The 26902-nt window shown below is 45.0% G+C and carries 24 protein-coding genes; 14 read left to right on the top strand and 10 right to left on the bottom strand.

Features of this window, described 5'->3' with window-relative positions:
• Nucleotides 1-59: 59 nt before the first annotated feature.
• From hutI to ACFFUV_RS04895, 4 genes are all read right to left on the bottom strand, one after another.
• The gene (gene hutI, locus ACFFUV_RS04910) at nucleotides 60-1286 is read right to left on the bottom strand and encodes an imidazolonepropionase (RefSeq protein WP_390190148.1); all 1227 of its coding nucleotides are present in this window, start codon (nucleotides 1284-1286) and stop codon (nucleotides 60-62) included.
• 132 nt (nucleotides 1287-1418) lie between these two features.
• Entirely contained in the window at nucleotides 1419-2138 is a 720-nt protein-coding gene (gene hutC, locus ACFFUV_RS04905) for a histidine utilization transcriptional repressor HutC (RefSeq protein ID WP_390190147.1), read from the bottom strand.
• 104 nt (nucleotides 2139-2242) lie between these two features.
• Nucleotides 2243-3217 (bottom strand): DUF3187 family protein, encoded by a 975-nt coding sequence (locus tag ACFFUV_RS04900; RefSeq protein ID WP_390190145.1) that lies wholly within the window; start codon nucleotides 3215-3217, stop codon nucleotides 2243-2245.
• Between the two features lie 107 nt (nucleotides 3218-3324).
• Complete coding sequence (locus tag ACFFUV_RS04895) at nucleotides 3325-4098, bottom strand: nucleotidyltransferase family protein (protein ID WP_390190144.1); 774 nt, start codon at nucleotides 4096-4098, stop codon at nucleotides 3325-3327.
• 344 nt (nucleotides 4099-4442) lie between these two features.
• Between ACFFUV_RS04895 and ACFFUV_RS04890 the strand changes: the two genes are divergently transcribed.
• On the top strand, nucleotides 4443-5090 hold the full coding sequence (locus tag ACFFUV_RS04890) for a thiopurine S-methyltransferase (RefSeq protein ID WP_390190143.1): 648 nt from the start codon (nucleotides 4443-4445) through the stop codon (nucleotides 5088-5090).
• A gap of 67 nt (nucleotides 5091-5157) precedes the next feature.
• On the opposite strand, the gene purT is transcribed toward ACFFUV_RS04890, so the two are convergent.
• Nucleotides 5158-6336: a formate-dependent phosphoribosylglycinamide formyltransferase gene (gene purT, locus ACFFUV_RS04885; RefSeq protein WP_390190142.1), complete on the bottom strand. Its 1179-nt coding sequence runs from the start codon at nucleotides 6334-6336 to the stop codon at nucleotides 5158-5160.
• Between the two features lie 259 nt (nucleotides 6337-6595).
• Between purT and ACFFUV_RS04880 the strand changes: the two genes are divergently transcribed.
• The 5 genes from ACFFUV_RS04880 to ACFFUV_RS04860 all read left to right on the top strand — a co-directional run bounded on the left by ACFFUV_RS04880 (nucleotide 6596) and on the right by ACFFUV_RS04860 (nucleotide 11587).
• Nucleotides 6596-8014: an SLC13 family permease gene (locus ACFFUV_RS04880; RefSeq protein ID WP_390190141.1), complete on the top strand. Its 1419-nt coding sequence runs from the start codon at nucleotides 6596-6598 to the stop codon at nucleotides 8012-8014.
• Nucleotides 8015-8022: 8 nt separating this feature from the next.
• Nucleotides 8023-9354, top strand: a complete 1332-nt coding sequence (locus ACFFUV_RS04875) for an ATP-binding protein (protein WP_390190139.1) — start codon at nucleotides 8023-8025, stop codon at nucleotides 9352-9354.
• The gene (locus ACFFUV_RS04870; RefSeq protein WP_390190138.1) at nucleotides 9341-9820 is read left to right on the top strand and encodes a response regulator; all 480 of its coding nucleotides are present in this window, start codon (nucleotides 9341-9343) and stop codon (nucleotides 9818-9820) included. The genes ACFFUV_RS04875 and ACFFUV_RS04870 overlap by 14 nt, the downstream gene beginning before the upstream one ends.
• Nucleotides 9817-10125, top strand: coding sequence for a hypothetical protein (locus ACFFUV_RS04865; RefSeq protein ID WP_390190137.1), 309 nt, complete (start codon nucleotides 9817-9819; stop codon nucleotides 10123-10125). Before ACFFUV_RS04870 ends, ACFFUV_RS04865 begins: the two co-directional genes overlap by 4 nt.
• A 205-nt stretch (nucleotides 10126-10330) precedes the next feature.
• Entirely contained in the window at nucleotides 10331-11587 is a 1257-nt protein-coding gene (locus ACFFUV_RS04860) for a cyclic di-GMP phosphodiesterase (RefSeq protein WP_390190136.1), read from the top strand.
• 61 nt (nucleotides 11588-11648) lie between these two features.
• Here ACFFUV_RS04860 and cdd read toward each other — a convergent pair whose 3' ends face one another.
• The 4 genes from cdd to sbcB form a co-directional block, all read right to left on the bottom strand.
• Nucleotides 11649-12536: a cytidine deaminase gene (cdd, locus tag ACFFUV_RS04855; protein WP_390190135.1), complete on the bottom strand. Its 888-nt coding sequence runs from the start codon at nucleotides 12534-12536 to the stop codon at nucleotides 11649-11651.
• Between the two features lie 234 nt (nucleotides 12537-12770).
• Complete coding sequence (locus ACFFUV_RS04850; RefSeq protein ID WP_390190134.1) at nucleotides 12771-13451, bottom strand: CidB/LrgB family autolysis modulator; 681 nt, start codon at nucleotides 13449-13451, stop codon at nucleotides 12771-12773.
• Complete coding sequence (locus ACFFUV_RS04845) at nucleotides 13451-13816, bottom strand: CidA/LrgA family protein (protein ID WP_390190133.1); 366 nt, start codon at nucleotides 13814-13816, stop codon at nucleotides 13451-13453. The genes ACFFUV_RS04850 and ACFFUV_RS04845 overlap by 1 nt, the downstream gene beginning before the upstream one ends.
• 50 nt (nucleotides 13817-13866) lie before the next feature.
• Nucleotides 13867-15291 (bottom strand): exodeoxyribonuclease I, encoded by a 1425-nt coding sequence (gene sbcB, locus ACFFUV_RS04840; protein WP_390190131.1) that lies wholly within the window; start codon nucleotides 15289-15291, stop codon nucleotides 13867-13869.
• Between the two features lie 541 nt (nucleotides 15292-15832).
• Here sbcB and ACFFUV_RS24065 point away from each other — a divergent pair.
• A complete protein-coding gene (locus ACFFUV_RS24065; RefSeq protein WP_446697908.1) occupies nucleotides 15833-17119 on the top strand; it encodes a methyl-accepting chemotaxis protein in 1287 nt (428 codons plus the stop codon).
• Between the two features lie 112 nt (nucleotides 17120-17231).
• Here the strand turns inward: ACFFUV_RS24065 and ACFFUV_RS04825 are convergent, their stop codons facing one another.
• The gene (locus ACFFUV_RS04825; RefSeq protein WP_390190129.1) at nucleotides 17232-17927 is read right to left on the bottom strand and encodes an NAD(P)H-binding protein; all 696 of its coding nucleotides are present in this window, start codon (nucleotides 17925-17927) and stop codon (nucleotides 17232-17234) included.
• Nucleotides 17928-18189: 262 nt separating this feature from the next.
• Between ACFFUV_RS04825 and ACFFUV_RS04820 the strand changes: the two genes are divergently transcribed.
• The 7 genes from ACFFUV_RS04820 (at nucleotide 18190) to ACFFUV_RS04790 (ending at nucleotide 26752) form a co-directional block, all read left to right on the top strand.
• Nucleotides 18190-18801 carry a flavin reductase family protein gene (locus ACFFUV_RS04820; protein ID WP_390190127.1) on the top strand — a complete coding sequence of 204 codons (612 nt, stop codon included), beginning with the start codon at nucleotides 18190-18192 and terminating at the stop codon, nucleotides 18799-18801.
• 9 nt (nucleotides 18802-18810) lie between these two features.
• Nucleotides 18811-19839, top strand: a complete 1029-nt coding sequence (gene cobT / locus ACFFUV_RS04815) for a nicotinate-nucleotide--dimethylbenzimidazole phosphoribosyltransferase (RefSeq protein ID WP_390190126.1) — start codon at nucleotides 18811-18813, stop codon at nucleotides 19837-19839.
• On the top strand, nucleotides 19839-20606 hold the full coding sequence (locus tag ACFFUV_RS04810) for an adenosylcobinamide-GDP ribazoletransferase (protein ID WP_390190125.1): 768 nt from the start codon (nucleotides 19839-19841) through the stop codon (nucleotides 20604-20606). Before cobT ends, ACFFUV_RS04810 begins: the two co-directional genes overlap by 1 nt.
• 89 nt (nucleotides 20607-20695) lie before the next feature.
• Nucleotides 20696-22492, top strand: coding sequence for a M3 family oligoendopeptidase (locus tag ACFFUV_RS04805; RefSeq protein ID WP_390190124.1), 1797 nt, complete (start codon nucleotides 20696-20698; stop codon nucleotides 22490-22492).
• A 198-nt stretch (nucleotides 22493-22690) separates the two neighbouring features.
• The gene (locus ACFFUV_RS04800) at nucleotides 22691-23719 is read left to right on the top strand and encodes a succinylglutamate desuccinylase (protein ID WP_390190122.1); all 1029 of its coding nucleotides are present in this window, start codon (nucleotides 22691-22693) and stop codon (nucleotides 23717-23719) included.
• An 89-nt stretch (nucleotides 23720-23808) separates the two neighbouring features.
• A complete protein-coding gene (btuC, locus tag ACFFUV_RS04795) occupies nucleotides 23809-24801 on the top strand; it encodes a vitamin B12 ABC transporter permease BtuC (RefSeq protein WP_390190121.1) in 993 nt (330 codons plus the stop codon).
• Between the two features lie 421 nt (nucleotides 24802-25222).
• Nucleotides 25223-26752: a pectate lyase family protein gene (locus tag ACFFUV_RS04790; RefSeq protein ID WP_390190120.1), complete on the top strand. Its 1530-nt coding sequence runs from the start codon at nucleotides 25223-25225 to the stop codon at nucleotides 26750-26752.
• The last annotated feature ends 150 nt before the right edge of the window (nucleotides 26753-26902 follow it).

Below are 26902 nucleotides of genomic sequence, written 5' to 3'. Positions count from 1 at the left end.
TCATAATGTGACTTGTACTGAGTAACGCCTGTTATTAACTATGTACTAAACACGTTGCGTTACTGAAAATAAGACTCGCTGGAGATACGCTCAAATCGGCCGTCAACAACCCGTGCGGCAAGTAGGGGAATGCCTTGCTGATAGCTGAGCTCCGCGGGAGATTGAATATTCCATATCGCAATATCAGCATCAAATCCTTCCCGTAATTGACCACGGCACTCGCTTTGGCCTATGGCTTTAGCGGCATGGCATGTCACGCCGCGTAGGGCTTCTTCCGGTGTCAATCCAAACAGCGTGCAACCCATGTTCATCATCATTGTGAGGTCGGCAAAAGGAGATGTACCTGGGTTCATGTCGGTCGCTAATGCCATGGGGACATCGTACTCTCTTAAGGCTTTAATCGGAGGTAATTGCTGTTCACGAAGAAAATAAAATGCGCCAGGTAATAACGTGGCAACCGTGCCCGATTGGGCGATGGCTTTGACCCCTTCAATGTCCAAGTATTCGATATGATCAACCGACACACCGTGATAACGGGCGGTTAACGCGCTTCCACCGAGGTTAGACAGTTGCTCGGTGTGGCCTTTAATCTTAAGGCCAAATTGTTGCGCACTTTTAAAAACGCGCTCGGTTTGTTCCAGGGTAAAACCAATGGATTCACAAAATACATCAACAGAGCAAGCCAGTTTCTGCTCGGCAACCGCCGGGATGATAACGTTACAAACATAGTCAATGTAATCATCAGCGCGTCCGGCATACTCTGGGGGGATTGCATGCGCGGCAAGCAACGTTGTCGACACCTTAATTGATCGGTAACTTTCCAGCGCTTTGGCTGCCTTAAGCATTTTTATTTCATCATCGAGAGTGAGTCCATAACCGGATTTGATTTCAACTGACGTGACCCCGCTGCGAATTAATCCATCGAGGCGGGGCAGCGCCAGTTCGATTAACTCTTGTTCAGTCGCACTTCGCGTTGCTTGAACCGTCGATAAGATACCGCCGCCTTGCTTTGCGATCTCTTGGTATGGGACGCCGTTTAGACGCATTTCAAACTCGTTCGCACGACTTCCGGCAAAAATGAGATGGGTATGGCAGTCAATCAAACCTGGTGTGAGTAGCTTGTCTGCACAATTGATGACTTTTAACGAATTATTTTCAGGAAGGAGGTGACTGATGGCAGAGATTTTGCCGTTAATGACGGTGATATTTTGGGGGGGTGAAACATCATAACCGGCTTTATTGGCCTGCAGTGAAACCATTCGCGCGTTGGTGAGCACAAAGTCCATGTTATCCGCGAGTCCTGAAGATTTAAATGTATATACAATTATTGTCTCTATTACTCGTTAAGTGCAAGTAGCCCGTTAAAAAAATGTGATCGTTCATAGGCGCTTGAAACGACACTGCCTAGTTAGGGCGGTCTACGTAGTTGCAACGCTGACTTTAGAGCTCAGTTTATATTTTGTTCCCGGATGATAGAGAAGGGCTGAGCTGACCAATTTATCACCACTCCAAGTTCGGCGATTAAGCAACAGGCAAGGCTCATTCGCACCAAGACGCAAAGCTCGGCGAACTTGCTCGTCGGGAACCACTGCTTCAACGGTATGTTCAATAGCGCTGAGTGGACAATTGGCCGATAAGTATTGGTTAGGTGTTTGCTGGGTAAAATCTTGGGATAGATAACCTGGAGCGTATTGAGCGTTTACCCAGCGTAGTTCAAGTTGAATCGGTCTTTCATCGGCGTAATGAATGATTTCACTATAATAGACCGTGCTACGTATCATTACTCCGAGTTTAATTGCTATCTCGTCATCAGCAACGAGTTTGGTCTGTTTGAGCACTTTATTGCTGTATTCTTGCCCTCGTTGCTGAACTTCTGCCGCGATATTACGAATATCCAGCAACGGAGATTCCGCTTTATCATCCGGGGAACAAATAAAGGTTCCTGCTCGAGGTTTTCGCTGTAGCATTCCTTCTGCCACGAGATCCCGCACGGCTTTGTTGACCGTCATGCGGCTTACCGAAAATTGCTGGGTTAGCTCGAGTTCGGTTGGAATGCGATCGCCTGGTAACCATCGACCGGACGTAATGTTATCTAAGATATAGCGTTTGATCGTGAGATAACGTGGCGTTTGTGGCATAACGATTGCTCAGTAATTAATTGACTATACAAAATTGACACAAATAAGATGGAATTCAATCGAAATGTGCAAGTTTGCGTGACGAGGTCACATCGTCAGACTCATCAATTACCTAAGCGATATCGGTAACCCAAGGTAAACGCAATGTCGGTACTATTATCGGCGTTGAACATATTTTCGATCATAGAAACTTCAAGTGCTGAGTGTTGCATATTGTAGCGATAACCTAGAACCCACTCGATAGCAAGCTTTGAAAATTCATCGTCGGCATAAGATAAACCTTGATAAATCATGCCCTGAACAATCAACTGATGGCGAACAGTAAAATCATATTGGTAACTCGCGCCACTCGACCATGCATTTTTACGAAACGGCAAATTCTGATATTGCTTTTGATGATTGTGGTGTGTGGCAGACAGCATAAAATCGGCATGATGTGCACCATGGCGATAACTGTAGTTGAGTTGGGTGCCAAACTCGACGTCGTTTGATTGAAAGAGGCTCGCGTCGAAGTGATTGTAGTAAAGTGAGGTACCGATAGAGAAGGCGTGGTTTTGATTGGCAAATAACAAATATTGCCCGTAAGCGGTGATCGCTTGGCTTAAGGTTTTACCACGAAAGTCACGCTGCTCAATACCGTAGTCAGGTAAATCCATGACAAAACGATCATTTTCGACATCATCACGACCATTCTGACTTAAACCGACCAAATCATGGAAGCTGATGGTTAAGCCATCAATATGATTGTTACCCGCATAATTCCATCGGTAGTTTAGACCAAACTTCCAATCCGGTGTTGCCTGCCAGAGCCCACCAAACGCGATTTGATTTTGATAGTAATCCAGCTCGTAATCGGAATTGACCGCCCAGACACTGGCTGCGGTTCCATTGATATACAGCTCAACGTCGTTTTTTGATTTTGGAAAGCTGGATTGCAACTGTGGAGAGAGGCTATTGGTTCGAAAAGGAGTCTGGGTATAGGTTTTTAACGGGCCATAATTATTGTCCGCGATAGACTCAGCACTGTGGCCGAATGCTGGAAGCCACATCAACGATATTAAGAGATAGTGATACTTCATAAGCTACATCGAAAATAGGGGTTAGCTAGTCATAGTATAGTTAAATTATTTCGATGAAAATCACAAAAAAGCAGAGGTAACTCATTGCTGGGTCACCTCTTTTTTGATTAAGCAGCAGATAAATGTGTGGTGATGTAAGGTTGCCACGCGTCTTGATACAAACGTTTAGATTCGCTTCTCATTTTGGCAATTTGTGCTAATTCAAATTCATTTGCTCGGCGTTTTTCTTTTGCGGCAATACGTTCAATCTTTTGGATCTGTTCGTAGAGGCGATGCTCAGGGCCGCTTTTTACATCCGCAATGGCTTTCAGGTGGAGCTGCACTTCGGCAATAATTTGGGTCTTAGGCAGTTGAACCAGTACATTGAGGTCACGATAACCAGATTGTGCAGGGTTTTTAAAGCGGTTTTTTACTTTGAGGATGGTGGTTTCACGGCTTAGCACTTCGTAAGCTTCCATTAAGCTTGGTACATCATCGGCAACTAAGGTTGCTCGCGCGAGGTCAGTGATTCGATCGGCACGGCCGCCCAGTTCGTGCTCAATTTTGTCGACAGAGCGTTGATAAGATTTTACGCCAGCAAAATGGGGCTGTGTATTGGTATGAAGTGCGGCACCTTTGCATAAGGTTTCTAACTCGGCTTGCGCTTGGTGTGCTTTGCTGTAGAGCACAGCAAAATCATTGTAGGGTTGAATTGGGCTAATATGATGAGACTCAATTCCGTAAAGGCCGCTTAAATTGTGCCTGAACGTTTTGGAGCAAACTTGGTTTTGCTTTGTTTCAGGCCCATTTTCTTCCGGATTTAAACTTACCGTGGCCGCAAAAGCAGGGGCGCGACTTAAAACTAAAAGCATCAATGCGGTAGTGCGCAATAATAAACTCATACGCTCTCCTTAATTTGTTGTTGTTTTACTCAGAAAGTGGGTGACGAAAAGTTCGGTAAAACGCGACAAATCAAAGTCTACAGTTCAGTTATGGGGGTAATTGTCAGAGTTCCAAGAGTCTTGATTTAGCTAACGGTCAAAAGCTTGAATTAGATCTCAATTGTGTCTAAATTCCAATCAATTACGTGATCGAATCCTTAAATTTTTATCCAATATCCCATGTGATGAGAGTCAGTATAGAGCGGCTTTTATGAACCAAGTCTGAACGGCTTGTGTATCTATCGAAATTGATCCAATTCGTTTATTCTAATAGCCATAATAATCGGTAAACATAAGGAATCAGAATGCGAGATCCTGAGTTCTGGCATAGTAAGTGGGCATCCAACCAAATTGGCTTTCATCAAGACGATGTTCACCCCTTATTAATTCAATTTTGGCCTAAGCTTCAGCCAAAGCGCGAAGATAAAGTTTTGGTTCCACTGTGTGGTAAAAGTGAAGATTTGGTGTGGCTGGCCAGTAAACACAATGACGTGCAGGGGGTTGAGCTGAGTAACATCGCTGTCCGCTCTTTTTTTGCGGAGCACTTCTACACTCCGCTTGTGATTCCTGTGGACGCAAGACATGAGCTCTATCAGTTTGATGAACTCTCGATTTATGTTGGCGACTTTTTTACCGCGCCAATTGAAAGCGTGGACGTCATTTATGACCGTGCCGCGCTGGTGGCTTTGCCAAGGGAGATGCGAGTCGAGTATGCTGAGCGCATAAAACAGTCACTGAATCCAGGTGGGCGCATTCTGTTAGTGACGTTGGATTATAACCAAGATGAAATGTCTGGCCCGCCATTTTCGGTCACCGAGCAAGAAGTGCGTCAACTGTTTCAAGGGTATACGATCACGCATTTGTATCGTGATGACGCCGATGACACACATCCTAAAATCGCCGATAAGGGCATGAGTCGCTTTGCTGAAGAAGTGTTCTTGATCGAATCATAATCAGCGATGTAAAAAGGCTTACCTTGAGGTAAGCCTTTTTTATTGAAGGTGTATGGTGAAAACCGAATCAGTTGTAAATAACCTTAACGCTTTGAGCAGCTGCTACCGCATCGCTGATTGCGGTTTCTAGGTCGTCACGTTGTGTTACGACAACACCAAGGCGGCGTCGGCCATCAATTTCTGGTTTACCAAACAGGCGTAACTGGGTTTTTGGTGACGCTAAAGCCTCATTGATACCGGAGAACTGAATATCACCGGAAGTGCCCTGACCAAGAATCACTGCGGAGGCGGAAGGGCCGTATTGAGTGATACTAGCAATCGGTAATCCAGTAAAGGCACGGACATGCAGAGCAAACTCTGAAAGGTCTTGGGAAATAAGTGTGATAAGCCCGGTATCATGTGGGCGAGGTGAGACCTCGTTAAAAATGACAGTGTCACCTTTCACAAACAATTCAACACCAAATAAACCATACCCCCCCAACGCCGTGACGATTTTCTCAGCGGTTTCTTGAGCGGCTTGCTGCGCTTTTTCAGACATCATTTGTGGCTGCCAAGACTCGCGGTAATCGCCATCTTCTTGGCGATGGCCTATCGGGGCGCAGAAATGAACGCCATCGCTAGCACTGATGGTTAATTGCGTAATTTCATAGTCAAAGTCAATAAAGCCTTCGACGATAACTCGTCCTGCGCCACTGCGGCCGCCATCTTGTGCGTAATTCCACGCAGTTTCAATGTCTTGCTGTGTTTTAATCACGCTTTGTCCTTTGCCTGATGAACTCATAACAGGCTTACAGACACACGGTAAGCCCACGTGTTCAACCGCCGCGACAAAGTCTTGGTAGTTATCCGCAAATTGATATGGCGAAGTGGTGAGGCCTAGCTCTTCAGCCGCTAAACGGCGAATTCCTTCACGGTTCATGGTCAGTAAAGTGGCTTTAGCCGAAGGCACGACATTCAGACCTTTCGCTTCGAGCTCAACCAATTTTGACGTCGCGATTGCTTCGATCTCAGGGACGACAAAGTCCGGCTTTTCAAGAGCAATAATTGCTTCAAGCGCTTCACCATCAAGCATGTTTAGAACGTGGCTACGATGGGCAACTTGCATTGCCGGGGCATCGGCATAGCGGTCACAGGCAATGACTTCTAGCCCAAGACGTTGACATTCTATCGCGACTTCTTTGCCTAATTCTCCAGAGCCTAAGAGCAAGACACGAGTGGCACTTTTTCGGGTTGCTGAACCAAACATAACAGCCTCAAATTGGTGTGTTTAACAATATTTGGCTCGCATGATACGGAATTTTAATAAAAAAGCAAACGTTTGCGCAGTGATGTAAAAGTGGACAAATTAAGAACTAAAGCACAGTTTTTAAACAAATAAGTTGGCGATTACGGAATCCTTGATCTAACCCCAAGCCTGAAATCGGTCTTAGCGCGAGGATAGTAAACAGTATGAAGTTCGAGGAGTGTTTTCTCGGCGCAGTGACAATAACAAGGCTTTATTTATTATGCGATTATCCATCAAATACTGGCTACCTATTGTTATCCCTATTGTGGTGCTATGCCTCCCATTATCCGCGTTTCCTTTTGACGGCATTACCGTACTGCAACAGCGAGTTATCGCCATCTTTTTACTCGCGGCCTTATGTTGGGTGTTAGAGCCCATTCCAATTTACGCCACATCTGTGGTGATCATTCTTCTTGAATTGCTGATGCTATCTAATAAAGGGTTGGTGTTTTTACGCCTTGAGCAAGGGCAACCGCATTTCGGTCAGTTATTGGATTATCATGATGTGATGGCAACCTTTGCCAGCCCGATCATCATGCTGTTTTTAGGTGGTTTTTTTCTGGCGATGGCCGCGACCAAGTATCGTTTGGATGTTAACTTAGCGCGTGTTTTACTGCGACCATTCGGTCATAACCCGAAGTACGTGATGCTTGGACTGATGCTGATTACGGCTATCTTCTCGATGTTTATGTCCAATACGGCGACGACGGCGATGATGCTCTCAATTTTAACGCCAGTGATGGCGCTGTTCGCTCCCAAAGATCCTGGAAAAGTTGCGTTTGCTTTATGTATTCCTGTCGCAGCTAATATCGGCGGAATAGGGACACCGATTGGCACACCTCCTAATGCCATCGCCCTTAAATATTTAGTCGGTGATAACTTAATTTCGTTTGGCGAGTGGATGGTGTTTGGCGTTCCTTTTGTGGTAGTGATGATGGCGTTGGCTTGGGGATTACTAAACAGTTTGTATCCCGCAAAACAGCGCAGCATTGAGCTCTCAATAAAAGGTAAGTTTCTTAAAACGCCCAAAGCGTACGTCGTTTATATCACCTTTGGCTTGACGATTTTATTGTGGCTAATGGGCGACTTACACGGCATGAATAGCTATACCATTGCTTTGATTCCCGTGGCGGTGTTTTCATTAACGGGTATCATCAATAAAGAAGACCTGAAAAAGATCTCTTGGGATGTTTTGTGGCTGGTCTCAGGGGGGATCGCACTTGGGCTTGCATTAGATCAAACCGGTTTAGCAAGCTTGGTCGTCAATAGCATTCCGTTTGATCAGTGCTCGCCATATGTCGTGCTTTTTGGCGCAGCGTTATTATGTTTATTGATGGCAAACTTTATGTCTCATACGGCAACCGCGAACTTGCTTATGCCCATCATGGCAGCGCTTGGCGCCTCAATGACCAGCCTTGCGCCGCTGGGCGGAGAAGTGACAATGATTTTAGTGGTGACCTTTGCGGCATCGCTGGGCATGTCACTGCCAATCAGTACGCCGCCCAATGCTCTTGCTCATGCCACGGGCCATATCGAGAGCCGGCAAATGGTTAAAGTCGGTGCAACACTAGGTTGTGTTGGTGTCGTGCTGAGTTTTGTTATGGTGTGGATTCTTCACGCCGTAGGCCACATCGGGTAAAGGTAGCGATGATGCAACCTAATCAACTCATTGAAGTGTATTTTTCCGATTCAAATCGGCAGCTCACCATTGCTAGTGGTCAACAGTTACTGGTGCAAGGTGGGTTTAATGATCGCCTCTATTATGTCATTGAGGGCGAACTCGATGGCTATTATTCCCACGATGATGACAGTGACATCAAAGTGTTCAGCGCGAGCAGCGGTGCGTTTATTGGTGTGCACAGTTTTTTCTCTCGAACTTGGATACCGTCTTCAAGTGTGGTCGCCAAGGTTGAGACAACGCTAGCGTGGATTGACCGCCATACTCAAGCTGTGGAAGAGCACAGCTGGGGGAAGCTAACCGAACAATTTATGCCCGTCATTGTACAAGAGCTTTCTCAGCGGCAAAGGCGTGCAACCCAAGAGGCCATTGCGAAAGCGCGAGCGTTACAGAAGCTTCATCTAGCTGAACAGATGACAACCTTGGGTCAGTTAGCCGCTGGGCTGGCGCATGAACTCAATAACGCGATAGGGGTTGTGAGCAGCAAAAGTCGCCAACTAGAAACGGTTATTCAGCAACTGCTTGAAGAAGCGCATCCTGATGAGGTGGAATATTATCAGCATGGACTGACACAAGGTCAGCGTTGCTCTTCATCTCAAGCGCGTCTGTTAGCCAATCAAATCGAAAACTATTGTGGTATTGAGCGTCGTCTGGCGAAACAGTTGGCGAAGGCACTACCGAATGGGGAATTATCACCACATTGGCTTGCTCAGCCAGAGCAAGCGGTGCGGTTCTGGCAAGTAGGACGAGATTTGCATGATCTTCACCTAGCCTCGAAACATGCAATTGGTATTGTTCAGTCAGTAAAGCAGTTAGGCAAAACGGAAATCAATCAAGAGGAGTGGGTGGACATTAATGACACCCTGAACAAAGCGACCGTGCTACTGCAAAGCGATTTACGCAGGGTCGCGCTGAAAGTGCGGCCTGCGGAGTTACCCAAGTTTCAATGCTCTGAGACCGAATTGGTTCAGGTGTGGGTGAATATCATCAAAAATGCGTGTGACGCAATGCAAGAGACCGACAATCCGCAAATTCTGATTCAAACTCGAGTCGATAAGAGCAGAATATTGGTCACCATTGCTAATAACGGACCTGCGATGAATGAATCGGTACGCAGGCAAATTTTTCAGCCTAACTTCACGACGAAGAAAGGCGGATTGTCATTTGGGCTGGGGCTTGGCTTGGCAATCGTGAAACGGATAGTGACGGGATATGGTGGTTCGGTAGCAGTAAAAAGCGATAATCAGTACACCATTTTTCGAATTAAATTGCCGGTGGAGGAATGTTATGGAAAAGCTTAATGTCGTGTGTGTTGATGATCAGCGGGAAGTGCTCAGTGCGGTCGCACAGGATCTTGAAATGTTCTCTGATTGGTTGTCGATAGAAGAGTGCGAATCGGCTGGAGAGGCGTTGGCGTTTATGGATGAATTGGATGCTCAGGGAGAGTATGTCGCGGTGCTGGTTTCTGATCATGTCATGCCTGAAAAAACAGGGATTCAATTGCTAACTGAAGTCGCGCAAGATATTCGCTTTAAGCACACCAAAAAAGTATTACTTACCGGTCAAGCAACCCACTCTGATACCATTACAGCAATTAACGCCGCAGGCATTGATCATTATTTTGAGAAACCTTGGAATCCACAGCAGTTACAAAACGCCATCCGTACCTTGGTATCGGAATATGTGTTTCAGCAAGGTTTTGATTATTTGGAATACCAACAGCATTTGGATTCAAACGTTGTACTTAAATATCTTAGAGAAATATGACACGTAGTAGAAAGCAGTTAACACCATACAAGCGCAAAAAGCGCCAAGGCATCATTTTTAATCTTATTGTCTGCGCAGTGAGTTATGGTTTTATTAAATTAGGCTGGTTGAGTTTAATTCCAGTATTTACCTGTGCGATAAGTTTTATCATGGCACTGTTTCATTCGATGTATTATTTCTTCAACTACGATGATGAAGAGGAATCGATAGAAACTTTTTTACAAAATGAAGTGTATATTACCTCAAATCGTAACCAGATGCCGGGCGAAAACAAGGAGAATAGAGATAAGCCTCATCGTGGGTGACAAACCCAAAGTGATACGGGCATGCTATCGATGCGCTCAATGAGTGCGCGGTGGAAAATCATTGTGAATATTGTTATTAACTCTAATTTAGTTAATTTTTAGAATTACTTAGCAAATTTTAACGCTTTTGTAGCATTCAGGCGTAGCATAAACGTACGGCTTATTGTTAAACTGCATTCACATTAGTTTTGTTATGTGTCTGTGCATGAAGTACGATCCTAACCAATCGATTCAGATTCCAATTCAAGACCTGACCGTCGGCATGTTTGTCACTGCGATTGAAAACAATAAGCGGGTCAATCTGGCTAATGCGGGACGCGTTAGTCATCAGGCATCCATTGAACAATTAATCGAGCGTGGAATCCAATTTGCTTGGGTTGATGTCGCTTTGTCTGAAAAGGGGTGTCAGTTCCCTAAACCTAAACCCGTTCAACAAAGCTTTGATTCAACGTTGATGGCATCCACATCGTCAGCGTCCACAGCAGAGTCTGCAGAGCCACACCATCCCGTGGAAAGCAAGACTAGGCGTTTATTCAGCCGAGACGCCAATCAAAAACGAGCCACTAAGGTCATTGGTGAAGCACGCAAATTGGCTAAAAAACTCTTAAGCCAGACGTTTGATAGTAAACCGCTGCAATTAGATGAACTCAATCAGTGGGCGGATGAGCTTATTGATAGCGTGATGGTGGATCCTGACGCGCTTCATTGTGTTTCAGCGCTACGCAATAAGGATACCTATCTTCTAGAACATTCCGTGAATGTGGCGTGTTTATTAGTGACCTTTGGCAAATATTTAGAGCTGGACACGCAAACGTTAAAACAGTTGGCGATTGGCGGAATCGTTCATGATATCGGCAAAATTAAGGTCGATAACGACATCTTGCATAAGCCGAGTAAGCTGACTCCGCAAGAATTCGAGCACATGAAACTGCACCAAGTGTTTGCTCAAGATATGCTTAAGTCGATTAAAGGTCTTGGGCCTATTAGCCGTGATGTGTGTCTAATGCACCACGAAAAAATGGATGGCACAGGTTATCCGTTTGGTTTGAGCGGTGAGCAGTTACCTTTACATGGCAGAATGAGCAGTATCGTCGATATCTATGACGCGTTAACCGCAGATCGTTGTTACAAAAAAGCGATGAGTTCAGCGGAAGCTTTCAAAGTATTATTGAGCTTGACGCCACACCACCTTGATAAAGAACTCGTATATAAATTCATCAACTGCATCGGCGTATATCCGGTGGGATCTGTGGTGGAGTTGAGCGATCAGCGTTTGGGGATTGTATGGGTGTCGAATGCTCATGAGCCACTTAAACCGGAAGTGAAGTGCTTTTATTCTACTAAATACACTCGCTTTACCGAGGTGACTTACGTCGATTTGAAAAAGGTGCCATTGACTATTGGGCGCGCCATTTCACCAACCGGGCTGAATATCGACATGAGTCCATTTTACCATGTTTAGCGAGTCTATAAATGCAACAAAGGCGCGAGTTACTCGCGCCTTTTTCGTTTGTTTGCTTAGCTTACAGCGATAAGTAGGCCAGCGTTGCATCAGGGTTAATGGCTTCTAAAGTCGATTGTGTGCACGCCAAATGACTTATTGTGCCTGAAGACATTTCAACCAGCGCGCCAGCTTCAATATCATCGATAGATTGCTGGGCGATTAATAATTGCGCCAAGGCAACTTGCAGTGGCGGCAAGCTTGGATTAAACGCTGCGTTTTCCGCGTAAGCACCGGTAAAAATGCGCCCATTCTTAAGTTTTAGTGCGACACCACTTAAATTATGGGTGTATGGGGCGTGGCTTCGATTAAGCGCTGACAAGGCATGTTGAATCAGAGGATCGCTATCTTGGCTAGTCAATTCGTGATTCACACTTGACATCAAACCCGCATCAATACCGAGGTCGCCCGGGCCAAATGAATCGGGCAAATACTCTTGCAGAGACATTGGAGCGCGTTCTGGTAATTGGATCTGTAAGGTCTGAGAGGTGGTCAGTTCATTCATAAACTGTCGACAGTGACCACATGGGCTATAGTTGACGGTCACATCCTTTATACCTGTTTCACCTTTCATCCAAGCATGGCTAATGGCGCACTGCTCAGCATGAATGGTTTGTCCAAGCTGAACACCATCAAACTCGATGTTCGCACCAAAATAAATTTTACCCGATGTTCCGCGAGCTAACGCGCCAACATTAAATTTAGATAAAGGTGTATAGGCCAGAGCGGCCGCAAGTGGTAGCAACGCAAGGCGCAATTCATCATCCGCCAAACCTGTGATGGTTTGTAACTCAGCAAACTGCTCTGTCGATAATGTTGCATCGAAATCTCTATTTAAAAATATCGGTGCCAAAAAGTCTGAGACAACTTTGGGCATCTCTTGCAGCGCCTGTTCAATACGGCTTGTCATAATTGATCCTTTATCCTGCGTGAATCTTGGTCGATGCTTTGGGCTAAGACGAAGAAACATTTAATTAATATGGGTTATATATTCTAGGAATTACGCGCCACATTACGCCGATCAATATCACATAAAAAGATGAAACGTAGTGTTATGTTTCATTATTAGAGTGAGCTCACACATGTTATCGATTGCATTCTAACAATTGTTGATGGTGATCTCGTTGTTTGCTCTCAACCGTGCTTAGGTGCCTGCCAGCCATATGATGGCAGCAAAAAACGAAGGTGCGAGTATCGAAGTAATCACACCACACACGACCAGTGCCAGTGAGCTAAATGCCGCGTCTTGTGGATTTTTTTCCGCGCATGTCGCCGTCCCAAGAGCATGTGAAATGGTACCCATGGTCAATCCGCGCGCAACGGGATGACTGATGTTTAACAGTGTGTAAATCGGGTAGGCAATAATAGCGCCGAGCAAGCCGACAATCAGCACCAACATGGCCGCAATGGCCGGTTCACCGCCGAGGTGACTTGCAACTTCCATTGCGATAGGCGTTGTGACGGATTTACCGAGCAGCGCGGCAATCAGTTCAATATCCGCGTGCATCAGCAGGGCAATGCCACCAGCGGTAACCATAGACAGTACGCTGCCAACCGTACACGCTAACATGATTATGCGCCAGTTAGTTCGGATTTGTGGTAACTGTTCATACAGAGGATAAGCAAGGGCGACGACGGCAGGTTGCAATAAGAAACTGATGGATTGATTGTCAGCGTAGTAGGTCTCAAACGGTATATCCAATACCATCAATAACGGGATAAGTATTGCGATGCTGAGTAACAGCGGATTAAACAGTGGGTTGTTGATTCGCTTACTAAATTCACGAGTAGCAAAAAACACAATGAGCGTGATGAGTAACCACATTATTTTTCTCCTTTCCTCAGCATGCGATCGAGCATTAAACCCAGGACGACCAAGACAATCAGTGTGCCCCCCACGGCGCTTGCGAGAATCGGTAATGCATTATTGACCAGTACATCAAAGTGCTCCATTAAACCGACACTGATGGGAACGAAGAGCAAGATCATGTAGCGAATGAATAAATTGGCGCTTGGACGTACCCATTCAACAGGCACTAAACCACTTGCCATGAGGGCAAATAAGATCAGCATGCCGATGATACTGCCTGGTATTGCGGTACCCATCAGTTGTTGAATATTGGTTCCCGCAAGTAAGCAAAGAAGAATCAGTCCCATAGAGACTACATATTGGAGAATGTTTTTTATCATGGTGGAAGCAAAGAACTCGGTTAAATAGACATTAGAGTGACGGTGTCACTCTAAGAAACTAATTTTTCTACATACTGATAAACAGCTTTTAGGATCGCCATCTTATGCTGATCACTCTCGTGTTCGTGCGCAAGGTTTTCCAAATTGAGCATGTAATCTTCAATGCGTGATTCAAAATAATCTCGGCAATGCATTGCCCATTTTTGTTGCTCAGATTCGTCGAGCGTCCATGGGTAATGGCGAGCACGATATCGGAATAAAAGCAGAGCAATTCGTGGGTCATTAAATGTTATATCCAACGCCGCTAAATTGTTCGGATCCGTTTGGCGAATAATCTCCATAGAGGCTTTATCCGCTGGCGAGAAGAAATCCTTGTACAACTGAGTATCAACGTCAGTCTCATTTTGATATTCCCGCTCGACGCTAAACAGTTCACTGAGTTTCTCTCGCACCTGTGGATTTTGGCGTAAAAGCGCCAAGTTCTGTAAGCACTGCTCACGGTCGATACCAATGCGCTGAGCATTTTCAGCGGTTAAGGTTTTGGCTGGAGCAAGAATCGGGCACTTATTGAGATGAATGAGTTTTACTGGAACCGGCAGTTGCTCTGAGGATAAGTCAGTATGTTTCGTATAAAGACGCTCACGTAACTCGTCACTATCCAACGTTAACAATGGCGTGGGGTCTTTAGCGAGATCAACCACCACAACGGCGTTTTTATTCGTCGGATGCCAAACCACGGGGACAATCCAACTGGTGTACTGGCATTCGCGCCCAAGCATGCCAGAGACATGCATTAAAGGGGTCATGTTGACGATATCAACTAACTCGTTGAGTTTACGCTTGTGACGCATGGTTAAGAAGTAGTCAAACAGTTTTGGCTGTGCGGCTTTCACTTTTTTGGCCATTTCGATCGTCGCGATGACATCCGCCATCGCGTCATGGGCATTAGCGTGTTCAATACCATTCGCAACGGAAAGGTGTTCGAGTTTAAAACTGGTAAAGCCGTCTTCATTCTCTGGCCAGTTGACGCCTTCAGGACGCAGCGCATGGCAAGCGCGTAATACATCCAACAAATCCCAACGAGAGTTACCGTTTTGCCAACTCCACGCGTAGGGATCGATGAAGTTGCGATAACAGGTGTAGCGAGTGACTTCATCATCAAAACGAATACTATTGTAGCCCAAGCTAGTGGTATTGGGCGTAGCCAGTTGTTCATGAATTCTGGCGATAAATTCGGGTTCTGGTAACCCTTCTTTTACGGTTTTTTGAGGTGTAATTCCAGTGATTAATGCGGCTTCTGGTGAAGGAAGGTAGTCCGAAGGCGGCTGACAATAAATCACAAGAGGTTCACCGATAATATTGAAGTCCATATCGGTGCGAACGCCAGCAAATTGCGATGGACGGTCTTTCGCCGGGCTTGTTCCCCACGTTTCGTAATCAAAAAAGAAAAACGTAGGTTGTTGCTCTTGATGCATATTGGAATACCAAAAATATTGAAGTCATCTATAACCAGTATTAGACCACTGCAATAAAGGCTTAGCAATGGACAAACCAAGATTACTTTCCCTTGGGTATTATGTTTCCTCTGCTGACACAAAACAGGGTGACTTTGTGATTCATTGCGGGGAGTTTACGCATTTACCGACACGACGCTTGCCAAAAATAACGTTTGTTATCGTAGATACGTGGAGTCACTGCTTTTATTTTTTGAGGCGTTTTTTTATTTGAGCGTAATGGCGATGCGTAAACTAAACTCACTGTAAAGTTTAGCGATTGTGTCGATAGGTAACGTCTCAATCGATTACAGATGACTAACGATAACGTTTTGAAATTTTTGAAAAGAATCCAAAATAAATAGTTTATGAATCGGGTTGAATTATATAATTGTATGAATCAGAAATTAATTTATAAATAGCATGTGACAAACTAACGAATGGTGTTTAGAGTAATTGCATAATTAATAAATGACTAAATTAGATTCTCTTTTTATTTCGGTTTGATTTTTGGAAGGTTGTGATGTTTTTTAAGAAAAAAAATAGCAGTGATACTGAGCATGTCACTCGCTCTGACAGTATTTTGCATGCCATCAAGCTCAATATGGCGACGATAGAATTTGATCCTCAGGGAAATATTATCGAGGCCAATGAGAGATTTCTCAGCCTAATTGGGTATACAAGCACCGAAATCATCAATCAACATCACCGAATATTTTGTGAAAAGGATTACGTAAACTCCTCTCAATATAAAGCGTTTTGGCAGGCACTAAGACAAGGGCACGCTCAACAAGGGACTTTCAAACGTGTCACTAAAGATGGCACTGCAGTGATGATCGAAGCGACCTATTTTCCCATTCGAGAAAATGACGTGGTGACCGGCGTCATGAAAATCGCCTCAGATGTCACTGGTAAGGCGATTGAAGCAAAAGGTCAAAGCGAATTGGTGACTGCGCTGAATCGCACTTTTGCGGTTATTGAATTTGAAATTGATGGCACGATTTTAAACGCCAACCAGAACTTTCTGGATGTCGTGGGGTATGAACTGAGTCAAATTAAAGGCAAGTCCCACCGTATGTTGTGTTTTGACGACTTTTATAAAGAGAACCCCGACTTTTGGAAAGGATTAGCCAAAGGTGAAGCCTTTTCTGGTCGTTTCATGCGCCAATCTTCATATGGCGAGCAAGTGTGGATTCAAGCATCTTATTGTCCGATTTTTGATGAAAATGATCGCGTGTATAAAGTCGTCAAATTTGCATCGAACATTACAGAGGATGTTCAACGTGAGCAAAGTACGGCTGACGCTGCCTCGGTGGCCTACAGCACTTCGGTCGAGACATCCCAAGTGGCGTTAAACGGCAACAAAGCACTGCAAGATTCCGTAGTATTGGCTGATAAAGTCATGAAAAGTATAGAAGAATCTCGTATATTGATTGCGCAATTGGTTGATCAGTCCAAAGACGTATCAGAAATCGTGAAAACGATTCAGGGCATCGCAGACCAAACCAACTTACTTGCCTTAAACGCGGCGATCGAAGCGGCGCGAGCCGGTGAGCAAGGCAGAGGTTTTGCTGTCGTGGCTGAAGAGGTGCGTAAACTGGCTCAGAGAACATCCACAGCCACGGAAGAGATTAATAATGTGGTGGGAAAAAACATCCAATTGACGGATAGCGTAACCAATTCAATGTCTGACGTATCGGCTTTTTCGAGTGACACTAATCAGCGAATCGTCGAAGTTTCATCGATCATGGATGAAATTTATCGTGGGGCTGAAAACGTCTCTTCTGCGGTCGGCAGTTTGAAACTCTAGCTGCGTAAGACGTTATTTCGTTACAAACAGTCATTTCGTTATAAGCAAAAGGGGAGTCTCGATTGAGGCTCCCCTTTTATTGGATTGCTCAAAGCAAATAGCGCTCTAAGAATCAATCATTCGTATGCTGATATTGGCTCAGCATATGTTTCATCTCTGGTGTCGTTAACAGGGTGACTCGTTTGCTGCTCGGTTGATACACACTATACAGCATGCTCTTAGCCACATGAGACGCGCGAATAGGACGTATTTTCTGAAGGGGGCCGATGAGTAAAGGCTTCAAAACGTTGAGCGTGAATAATGTCAACCATTCGCTGCTTCTTGGTGAATCTCGAAGTCCAACTAGTGGTCCTGGGCGCGCAATAGTCAACTGTTCAAAGCCCATTTCTCGCAGCGCGAGTTCCATTTTCCCTTTACAACGTAGGTAGTGAGACATCGAGCGTGATGATGCGCCTAAGCTTGAAACGACCGCTAATCTTTTGACCCCAATAACTTTCATTTCACGAGCAACTTGGCAGACTAAATCGTAATCGACCTTTTCCAGTCCTTGTTTTGAACCGGCTTGCTTGAGCGTCGTTCCTAAGCAGATAAACCCCAAGCTTGGCGGGGGTGTGTTTTCCTGCCAGTCAGTGATTTGTAACTTCGGCGAGACAAGAGATTTCAGTTTTTGGCTTTGAAAAACCAGTGGCCTACGTGCCAATGCATAGACGTTTTTTATCGATGGCACGTCAAGAAGCTGTTTAATCAGTTCTGAACCCACTAAGCCTGAACCGCCTGCTACGATAACCGACGTGTGTTCTTCACTCATTGACTATCACCTCCCGCTTTTCGTGACTATTTTGAGTGACTCAGTGGCATCATGCCATTGGCCGGTAGCGATTTTCAATCTTTTGCTGATGGTGAGTTAACATATCGCGAGTTACCCCTAAAGCAATAGGTTGTTATTTGGGTATCAACAGAACAAACAAGTGGCAATCAATCCATTTATCTCTTGGATGAGTCTAGTTAAGCCATTGATTCCGGTATAGACTGAAAACGATTTATCCAATGGTCAATAAAAGGAAAGCAAGATGCATATAGATGTTTCACAGCAGAGTCCAAGTGACATTTATCATTTGATTACTCAAACTGTGGTACCTCGCCCCATTGCTTGGGTTCTCACTGACTCAGGAGAGCACAACTATAATTTGGCGCCTTTTTCCTATTTCACTCCAGTATCGAGTAATCCACCATTGCTGATGGTCTCCGTGGGTAAAAAGCCCAGTGGAGAAGTGAAGGATACGACCAAAAATGCATTAGCGACCAAGCATTTGGTTATACACATTGCGTCAGTAAAAAGTGCCGCTTTGGTTACCAACACGGCAGCGACCTTAGAGCATGGGCATTCTGAGGTAACAGAAAGCCAAATTGAGTTGGAACAATTTGCTGATTTTCCTCTACCTCGTGTTAAAGACTGTGCCGTCGCCTTTGGCTGTGAGTTGTATGAAGTTAAAGAGATTGGTGAGACGCCGCAAAGCCTGATTTTTGCGGAAATCAAAGCCATTTATATCAACCCTGAAGTGATAGATGAGGAAGCCAGTCGTTTGAAAATTGATGCACTTGCGCTCGATCCGCTTTCAAGGCTTGGTGGCGGAGAATACGCGACATTGGATTCCACATTTACAATCGAAAGACCGCAATAGGAGCATTGCATGTTAGAACAGTCGTACTCTGACGCAATTTGGCACCGGATTAACCAAAAAACAAAACCTCTCGGCGCGCTTGGCCAACTGGAATCGGTGGCTCATCAATTGGCGCTCATCGCCAGTCATAACCGAGGCGATGTTGCGACTCAGTTATCTTTGAAAAAGCCGAGCGTTTGGGTGTTTGCTGGCGATCACGGTATTGCACAGGAAGGGGTGAGTATTGCGCCTAGTGCAGTGACTCGTCAGATGGTGCTCAATTTTCTGAACGGCGGTGCGGCGATTAACTGTTTTGCTCGCGTCAATGATATTGAACTTAACGTTGTGGATACGGGTATTATTGAGCCGATTGATAACCCACACCCGAACCTTATTGTTCAACGTTTAGGGGCTGGCACTGACAATTTCTCTTTGCAGCCAGCGATGAGTCGAGAACAAGTCAATCAAGGCATTGAGTATGGACGCCAAATGATTGTGGATGCAGTCAAAAACGGCAGCGATATGGTGATGTTTGGTGAAATGGGCATTGGGAATACCAGTAGTGCCTCGGCTATCTTTGCCGCATTGTCACTTGATAACGTTACCGAGTGTGTTGGTCGAGGGACGGGGATTACTCCTGAGCAGCTTGAGAAAAAAATTGAAGTGGTGGCGAAAGGCGTGGTGCGTTGCCAAGGTCAGCCAGTGCTTGACGTCTTAGCAGAAGTCGGCGGATTTGAAATTGTGCAAATGGTCGGAGCGTTTCTTGGTGCCCACCAATCGAGAGTCCCAGTTGTCGTTGATGGGTTTATTACCAGCGTTGCTGCGTATTGCGCGACGTTAATTGCCCCTGACTGTCGCGAATACATGATTTTTGCTCATCAATCTCAGGAGCAGGGCCATAAACGGGTTTTGGAATTAATGAACGCTGAGCCATTGCTTGACTTGTCATTGCGTCTCGGTGAAGGCACGGGCGCTGCATTGGCGGTGTCGCTCATTAAAGGTGCGATCGAATTTTATAATCACATGGCAAGCTTTGAGGATGCTGGAGTCACGGTCTAATGCTCAACAAACTTCGTTACCAAGTTGAACTGTTTTGGCTTGCTCTGAGCTTTTTCTCGCGTATTCCAACGCCAGAATCCACGCCATACTCTGAAGAGCGTATGAATCGTGCGGGGCGCTACTTTCCCTTGGTGGGGATGTTACTTGGATGTTTGTGCACGCAAATTTATCATCTCGCCATTCAAGTTTTTTCGCCGGATGTGGCGATCTTTCTCACTATGGTTGCGAGTTTGTTGCTAACTGGCGCGTTTCATGAAGACGGCTTGGCTGATATGAGCGATGGTATCGGCGGTGGCATGACGCAAGAAAAGCGTTTGAGTATCATGAAAGACAGCCGTATCGGCACGTATGGCGCGAGTGCTTTGCTTATGGCACTGCTGGGTAAATATGTGTTGTTAAGTGATTTGGTTACCTTAGGCTCTCTATTACCGGTATGGATAGTCGCCTATACCCTCAGTAGAGCTGTGGCGATCTCACTCGTTTACTCGATGCCTTACGTTTCAGACCTTGATGCAAGCAAAAGTAAGCCTCTAGCTCATCGCCAGACCAAAACGGATTTGGCGGTGATCATCCTGACTGGAGCTATTCCGTGCTTGTTGTGGGATGTTGAATTGGCAGCGACGTTATTTGTCGTCGCCTTGGTATTTCGATGGTTATTTCAGTTTTGGCTGACCAAACGCTTGGGCGGTTTCACCGGTGACTGTTTGGGCGCGGCTCAACAAGTCATGGAACTTTTAATCTATTTAACGCTGCTTGTGGTACGTTAATACAGTGTAATCAAATCAATTTTAAGTCGATATAAATCGATAAATGGGGGGATGTTCCCATTAAGACAGATGAGACAAAAGGAAAAAGGATGAACGCACCAAGTTGGGATCTTTCCATCGCCTATCAAACCTTGGACGACGCAAAAATCGACCAAGATATTCAATTAATTACCCAGTGTATTGATGTGTTAAATCAGCATGTGGATAGTCGTCACTCTGTTCAGGTGATGCAAAACGCGATCCAAACTCGTGAAGCTGCCGGTACCTTGTTATCGACGATCAATACGTTTGCCAGTTGCCACGCGTCAACCGATGCGGCGAATCATAAAGCCAAAGCGTTGACTGGCCGTGTCGCCAAGCTCAGTTCTCAACTTTCGCAAGCATACACACCCTATCAAGATGTCTTAGCAACAGCCGATGACTCATTTATCGAACAAGTGCTGGAACATGAAAGCGCCGATATTGCGGGACAGGGCTTTGTGATTGAGTGTTTACGTAAAAAAGCACAAACCAATCTCAGTGTAGAGCAAGAGCAATTATTGTCTGCAATGGAAGTGGATGGCCGTGATGCCTGGGGGCGTTTGTATGACAACCTCACAGGATCGCTGAGTGTTACGCTTAAATATGCCGATGGCAAACAAGAAACCATGGGATTCTCACAAGCAGCAAGTCTCCTTTACGGTACTGACTTTGAGCGCCAGCCACTGGCTTGGCGAGCGATTCAGGAAGCGATGAAAACGCATCAGGAGAGTTTTGCCGCTATTCTCAATGCGTTATCAGGTTGGCGCTTAACTGAGTATCAAAAACGTTCTTCCAAACAGTCAGTACATTTCCTTGACCCTAGCTTGCATCAAAGCCGTATCCAACCCGAAACGTTGCAAGCGATGATGCAATGTGCCAAATCCAACCGTCATGTTGGACAAAAGGCAGGAGAATTAATGGCACAGGTTCATGGTTTGAATGCCATGAAACCTTGGAATCATATGGCGGGTATGCCAAGCCTCACCGCTGAAGCGCCAGAACAGTATACCTTTGACGCCGCGATTGAGCTGATCAAAGCGGCGTTTTCCGATGTATCGTCCGACATGGCGAGTTTCGTTGAGTTGATGGTGGAAAATGGTTGGATTGACGCAGCGCCAACAGAAAATCGTCGGCTTGGCGCATACTGCACTAAGTTTGCAGCAACTCGCTCACCGCTTGTGTTTATGACTTGGGGCGGCAGCCGTTCGGACTTAATGACCTTGGCGCATGAATTAGGACACGCTTTTCATAATTGGGTAATGAAAGACATGCCATTATGTCAAACGCGTTATCCAATGACGTTGGCTGAAACGGCGTCTATTTTCGCTGAAACGATTGTTCGCGATTATTTACTGGGTAAAGCGCAAACTCGTGAACAAAAGCTCGAAATGCTGTGGGAAGAGTTGTCCTCGTGCTACGCCCTGATGGTTAACATACCGGTACGCTTTGAGTTTGAGCAGGCCTTTTATGCGCAACGTGAGCAAGGGGAGTTGTCTGCCGAGCAGTTGTGCGATCTAATGGGTGAAACATGGGCGGATTGGTACGGAGACTCAATGGATGAGGTTGATCCATACTTCTGGGCCAGTAAGCTGCATTTTAGTATTCCTGAAGTGAGTTTTTATAATTACCCATACCTGTTTGGTTATCTGTTCAGCTTAGGTGTTTATGCGCAGCGCGAGGCAAAAGGAAATCAATTCTATACTGATTACCTCAACTTATTGCGGGATACCGGTTCAATGATGGCAGAAGACGTGGTACAAAAACATTTGGGTATGGACTTAACGAAACCGGAGTTTTGGCAGCAGAGTATTGATCGTGTTAACGACAAAGTGACGCTGTTTGAACAGTTACTCAATCAGGAGTAAAGCCGTTTCATTGGGCGCCGTGGTCGTGTCAGTTTTTATAGCGGCGCCCAATAATAGAATCAAACATATGGGTTTTGCTTATTATTGATCGTTCTATTTGTGAGCAAACAGCCAGAGCGACTCGATAAGTGAGATCGCAGCAACAGACTTTTCCATATATTTCCGTAACATACCGTCTGTGCAATAAAGGAGTAGCGCATGACAAAATCTCTGTTTCGCAAATCTTTTCTTTTTGACAGCTTAGATCTAAAACAAGAAATGCCAGCAGGTGAACAAGTCCTAGCATGTGGTACACGCTTAACCTTGCATCAGCGAGGTGTGCTGGAAGTGACACCAATGGCGATGACGGTCAATAGCAAAAATATCGTGATTTCGACGGGGATTCATGGTGATGAAACGGCGCCAATGGAGATCATTGATAAAATCATTGATGATATAGTGTCTGGATTCCAACCGATCCGACATCGTTGTTTGTTCTTAATTGCGCATCCGCAAGCCACAAACAAGCACGTTCGTTTTCTGGAAGAAAATCTCAATCGTTTGTTTGATAATAAAGCGCATGAAAGTAGCTTGGAACTCGATATCGCGGATGAGTTGAAATCTCATGTTACGCGGTTCTATCAAGGAACGCAGGAGGCGACACGCTGGCATTTAGACCTGCACTGTGCGATTCGCCTTTCCAAGCATTACAGTTTTGCGGTGAGCCCAAAAGTGCGCCATCCTGTACGTAGCTGTGACCTCATTAAATTTATCGAGAATGCACACATTGATGCGGTGATGTTCTCAAATGCACCAACAAGCACATTTAGCTGGTTTACAGCTGAACATTTTTCTGTGCAGGCGTTAACGCTGGAGCTCGGACGTGTTGCTCGTATTGGCGAAAATGATTTGGATAAATTAGTGGCCTTTGATCTGTCGCTGCGTGATCTGATTGCAGGGGCAAAATCGGATCATCTGCCGAAAAAAGCCACGATGTATCGTGTCAGCCGTACTTTAGTTCGTCTCAATCAAGACTTTGATTTTCTCTTTGATGATGAAGTCGAAAACTTTACTTCTTTTAAGCATGGTGAAGTCTTTGGACATGATGGCGACAAACCTTTGATGGCAAAGAACGAAGGTGAGGCGATCGTCTTTCCTAATCGCCACGTTGCGGTAGGTCAGCGCGCAGCACTGATGGTGTGCCCAGTTAAGATTCGTTTTGAAGATGGGCAAGTGGTTTACGATTAATCGATGCAGACTATCTATTTGAATGGCTTAGCGGTATCGTTAAGCCATTCTTTTTTCTAATCAACCATATTGCCCAATATGGTCAACCTATGAACTACAATCAGCTACTACTTCGCAAACATCGACGCTGGATTCTCGCCATTGGTTTGGCGACGCTGTGTTTGATTTTCTTTTCCGCTATTTACTTGATGGTGGGAGAGCTGTTTATTTCTCCCTTTCAAACCATGACTTCTTTAGAGCAACAGCTGGTGTTTCAATTGCGTTTACCTCGTTTGATTGCGGCGATTGTGATTGGTGCCGGGCTGGCGGTGTCCGGTGCGACGTTACAAGTGTTACTTGGCAACGTGTTAGCGGAGCCAGGAGTACTTGGCATTTCAGGCGGGGCCAGTGTGATGATGGTCGGGCTGCTGTTCTTTTTCCCGGTACTGGCAACGCCACTTGGGTTTATGTTTGCTGCCATGATTGGTTCGCTGGTGTTTACGTTCATTTTAGTGATGGTCGCTCGCCGTAAAGGGTTGACGACTGCGCGTCTGTTATTAATTGGAGTGGCGCTTGGAATATTAGCCAGCGCTATCGTGACATGGGCGTTTTATTTTAGTGATGATTTAAGCCTGCGCCAATTAATGTATTGGTTGATGGGAAGTATAGGCGGAGTCAGTTGGTCGCAACATGTTGTTTCACTGTTTATGTTACCTGTCGTGGTTTGGTTATGTTGGCAAGGCAGCCGCTTAGATAAATTAATGATGGGCGAGTTACACGCGAAACAGTTAGGGGTTGATATTGCAGCGGTACGTTGGAAATTAATTTTTGCTGTTTCTCTTTTAGTGGGTGGAGCCGTGGCGTTAGGGGGTATGATAGGCTTTATCGGTCTTGTCATTCCTCATTTATTGAGAATGTCTTTGGGTAGTGAAAATAGATATTTGTTGCCGATTTCCGCGATCGCTGGCGCGGCATTTTTAGTTGCAGCCGATATCATTGCACGAGTTTCTCTCCAGTCTGCAGAGTTACCGTTAGGCGTTGTCACAACCTCAATTGGTGCGCCAATATTTATTTGGATGCTCGTCAAAAACCATCTTGATTAATAATACACCATGTTATTTATAATTAGGATGACGTATTATTGTTCATATTTAGGACGTTGTAATTCTTTTCTATATTTTTATATTAAGGGAAATTCTTTATATATAAAATTATGACAACGTAACCTTGATTAAAATATTTCATTAATTTGACAATGCCTTAGTATTTTGTGTTTTTAGTTTTCTATTTATTATTTATTTATATTCATCCTTTGAAGCATTGTCACATATTAGTGAAAATGAAATTTATTAAATTGATCTGATTTTATTATTTCATAATATTCTCCCTTGAATTCAGAGAGTGGGTTCAGGCTTAAAGTGGGGGTTAAGGAACGCCGTATTAAATATTGGATATATCCTTAAAAAATATGCGGCATATTCTCCCAATAATAATTTATTAATGGAAATTAAAATGAAATATACAATGTCTAAGAAAACTTTTGCCCTAAGTGTGCTTTCTAGCTGCGTTGCGTTAGCCACTCAAGGTGCTTACGCGTCGGGTTTTGCTACAGAAAATGGTGGGACGACAGGGGGCGAGGGTGGCCAAGTTGTTTATGCGACAACCGGAACGCAAATTCACCAAGCACTCTGTAACCGCGCGAGTAGTGATACACCAATCATTATTCAAGTAGAAGGCACCATCAATCATTCTAATACCAGCAAAGTATCTGGCGATAGCTGTAATACCGCTGAAGATAAGATTGAGCTCAAAGAAATCAGCAATGTGTCGCTGATCGGTGTGGGTGAAGGCGCCTTATTTGATGAGCTAGGTATTCATATTCGTTCATCATCAAACATTATTATTCAAAACGTTCATGTCCGTAACGTGAAGAAGTCAGGTTCGCCGACTTCAAACGGGGGGGATGCGATTGGTTTAGAAAGTGATGTGTACAATGTGTGGGTTGACCACGTTACTCTTGAAGCAAGTGGCGGTGAATCAGATGGTTATGATGCGCTGTTTGACATGAAAAATGATTCAAAGTACGTCACACTTTCTTATAGTATCTTGCGTAATTCTGGACGTGGCGGCCTAGTTGGTTCTAGTGACAGCGATGATAACAATGGCCCAGTAACATTCCATCACAACTATTATGAAAACATCAATTCGCGTACGCCATTGCTCCGTCACGCGACCGCACATGCTTATAACAACTACTACAATGGATTGATTTCCTCTGGGATGAACCCGCGTATTGGTGGGCAGATTAAAGCGGAAAACAACTACTTTAAAAACTCCCAAGATCCTATTGGTACATTCTATACCAACGACATGGGCTACTGGGATGTTAGCGGTAATACGTTTGACAACGTTGATTGGTCAAGCGAACAGTCCAAACGTCATCCCGCGGGGCCTGATCCGATTTCAACAACATCAATCAGCATTCCATATGATTATGCATTAGATGATGCTTCGTGTGTTCCAGACATCATTCTAGCGACTGCTGGTGCGAATACAGGATTGGCCGTTTCTGATGGTTCATGTGAGGTGTCTGCGCCTGAGCAGCCGACACCAACGGATCCAACGGATCCAACTGATGGCAACGACGGTAGCGACAATGATGGCAATGATGGCAATACAGGCGATCTTGGCAGTAACCTTGCTCTCAGTGCTGATGCTGATGGCAGCGACAAGTACAGTGGCACGAGCTACGGAAAAGTGATCGATGCAGATACATCGACATACTGGTCTCCGAAGCAGACCACCGGCACCATCAATATTAAAAAGCTGAATAGTGTTTACAATACGGTGCGAATTATTGAGCTTGCAGGTACAGAGGGAACCGTGACGTCTTGGTCATTGGTTAATCACGATACTGGTGTGACGCTAGCACAAGGTACGACAATTCCATCAGTGATTAGCTTTGATGCTGTCCGCGCATCTAAGCTGAGTTTTGTTATCCACTCAGCAAGTGACAGACCTCAAATTTCTGAGTTCGAAATTTACAATCAATAATTATTCACTGATTGGTTGAATATTTACAATGAAAGTCATTAGTATTTTTACACTAATGACTTTTTATTTTTCCAGAAAGCCTTTAATTATAAGGAAATAATTAAATTTGGTGATGAAAATAAATGTTCGATTCACTTCATTCCATGTATG

It is taken from the genome of Vibrio olivae (assembly GCF_042428525.1).
In the GTDB taxonomy this organism is placed as follows: Bacteria; Pseudomonadota; Gammaproteobacteria; order Enterobacterales; family Vibrionaceae; genus Vibrio; species Vibrio olivae.
The sequence above is the reverse complement of the archived record's forward strand: the minus strand, read 5'-3'. Positions and strand labels throughout refer to the sequence as shown.